The sequence below is a fragment of the Mycobacterium sp. genome (assembly GCF_035570115.1).
Lineage (GTDB): Bacteria > Actinomycetota > Actinomycetes > Mycobacteriales > Mycobacteriaceae > Mycobacterium.
The window spans coordinates 1-2140 of the sequence record NZ_DATMLH010000150.1 but is presented as its reverse complement, the minus strand read 5'-3'; the positions used below and the strand labels follow the sequence as shown (position 1 = coordinate 2140).

The following is a 2140-nucleotide window of genomic DNA, read 5'->3' as shown; positions in this document are numbered from 1 at the left end:
GTCTTGGTGGGTGAAGCCGTTGTGGTCTTGCTGCCAGACATGAGAGGCAAGCAGGTAATTCAGCGACGCGATGTCACGGCGCCACGTCAGTTGCGCGGTGACCTTGAGCCATTTGGCGTGCTGGTTGAACATCGAGTCGATGATGTGGATGAACGCCTCGTAGCAGTTGAACAGCCCGTGCCGGCCGGTGAGCAGATAACCTTCCAGCCAACCCTCGCATTGGTGCTCACTGAGCATTGAATCGAGCACTCTGCCTGCGGGAGCGAGGAATTCGTCGTACTCGGCGGTGCGGGCCTGCCACTGCCGGTCGGTGACCTCAAAGACCGCGCCGAGCATGTTCGACAGGGTTTCGTCGGGGCCGACGATCCGGAAGTTGCGCGCCTCGTTATTGAGCGCGATGACGTCGCGCAAAAACGCGCCGAGCACGCGGGTGTCTTCAGCGTCCACCGCGCCGGGCGACGTCACCGTCACCGCGTGGGCGCGAAAGTCGGGCATCCGCAGGTCACGCAGCAACACCCCGCCATTGGTGTGCGGGTTGGCGCCCATCCGCTGTTGCCCGTGGGGAGCCAGCGCAGCCAGGTCGGGCAGCAGCCGCCCGGACACGTCGAATAGCTCCTCCGGTTTGTAGCTGCGCATCCAGCTCTCGAGTTGCTCGACGTGCCCGGGATGCTGGTCATCGACAAGCAGTGGCACCTGGTGTGCCCGGAAGGTGCCTTCGATCTGCTGGCCGTCGACTTCTTTGGGTCCGGTCCAGCCCTTGGGGGAGCGCAGCACGATCATCGGCCACCGTCTGCGCGCGGTGTCGCCGACGGTTCGAGCATCGCGTTGGATCCCTTGAATGGCCTCGACCGTCTCATCAACGACGGTGGCCATCAGCTCGTGCATGTCTTCGGGGTTCTCACCCTCGACGTAGCGCGGTTCCCAGCCGCAGCCGCGCAGGAACTGGTCCAGCTCCTCGTGTTCGATGCGGGCGAGCACAGTAGGATTGCTGATCTTGTACCCGTTCAGATGCAGGATCGGCAGCACCGCCCCATCACCGATCGGGTTGAGGAACTTGGTGGAATGCCAGGCCGTCGCCAGCGGCCCAGTCTCGGCCTCACCGTCGCCGATTACGCACGCAACGACCAGGCCGGGATTGTCGAAAACAGCGCCGAACGCGTGACTCAGCGAGTAGCCCAGTTCCCCGCCTTCGTGAATCGATCCCGGAGTCGTCGGTGCTACATGGCTGGAAATGCCTCCGGGAAAAGAGAATTGGGTGAAGAGCTTCTTTAGTCCGGACTCGTCCTGGCTAACGTCGGGATAAACCTCGGTGTAGGAGCCCTCGAGGTAGGTGTTGGCGACCAGGGCCGGCCCGCCGTGGCCGGGGCCGGCGACGTAGAACATGTCCAGGCCGTACTTCGTGATGGCCCGGTTCAGATGCACGTAGATGAAGTTTTGACCCGGCGTCGTTCCCCAATGGCCGACCACGAGCGGTTTCACATCCGATAGCTGGAGCGGACGTTTCAACAACGGATTGTCATATAGATAGATCTGCCCGACCGACAGGTAATTCGCCGCCCGCCAGTAGGCGTCCATCTTGTGCAGGACTTCTGGTTCAAGTGTTCGGGTCGTCATTGTGGTGGTCCTTCGGTCGACTCGCGGCTACCCGGTTCGCGTTGACGTGTCGGCCCCATTCGTGGTGGTGACAGGTTGGGTCGGGGACTTGGCGGCGGCACTTTCTCTGGCGAGGAAGCTGCCCAGTTCACCGATCGCACTCATTAGCGGCGCCGGGAACACGATGGTGGTGTTCTTCTCCACCCCGAGTTCGACAAGCGTTTGCAGGTTGCGCAGTTGCAAGGCCAACGGGTGCGCCATCATCGTGTCCGACGCCTCACCCAACGCGGCCGCGGCCATTGATTCGCCCTCCGCCGCAATAATTTTGGCTCGCTTCTCGCGCTCGGCCTCGGCTTGCCGAGCCATCGCGCGTTTCATGCTGTCGGGCAACTGAATGTCTTTGAGTTCGACCAGTGTCACTTCGACACCCCATTCGAGGGTCGCGATGTCGAGGATCTTTCGGATATCGGCGTTGATGGTGTCGGTCTCCGACAGCGCCTGGTCAAGGGTGTGCTGGCCGACGACCTTGCGCAGCGTGGTCTGCGCG

Annotated in this window: 2 protein-coding genes; both read right to left on the bottom strand. The window is 62.5% G+C overall.

The genetic code is table 11. The annotated features are described in order from the left end of the window. On the bottom strand, positions 1-1614 hold a 1614-nt coding region (locus tag VNW74_RS14645), incomplete at its 3' end, for a phosphoketolase family protein (protein WP_325678002.1). A 27-nt stretch (positions 1615-1641) separates the two neighbouring features. After that, positions 1642-2140 (bottom strand): SPFH domain-containing protein (locus tag VNW74_RS14640; protein WP_325678000.1); only part of this gene is annotated, 499 nt, incomplete at its 5' end.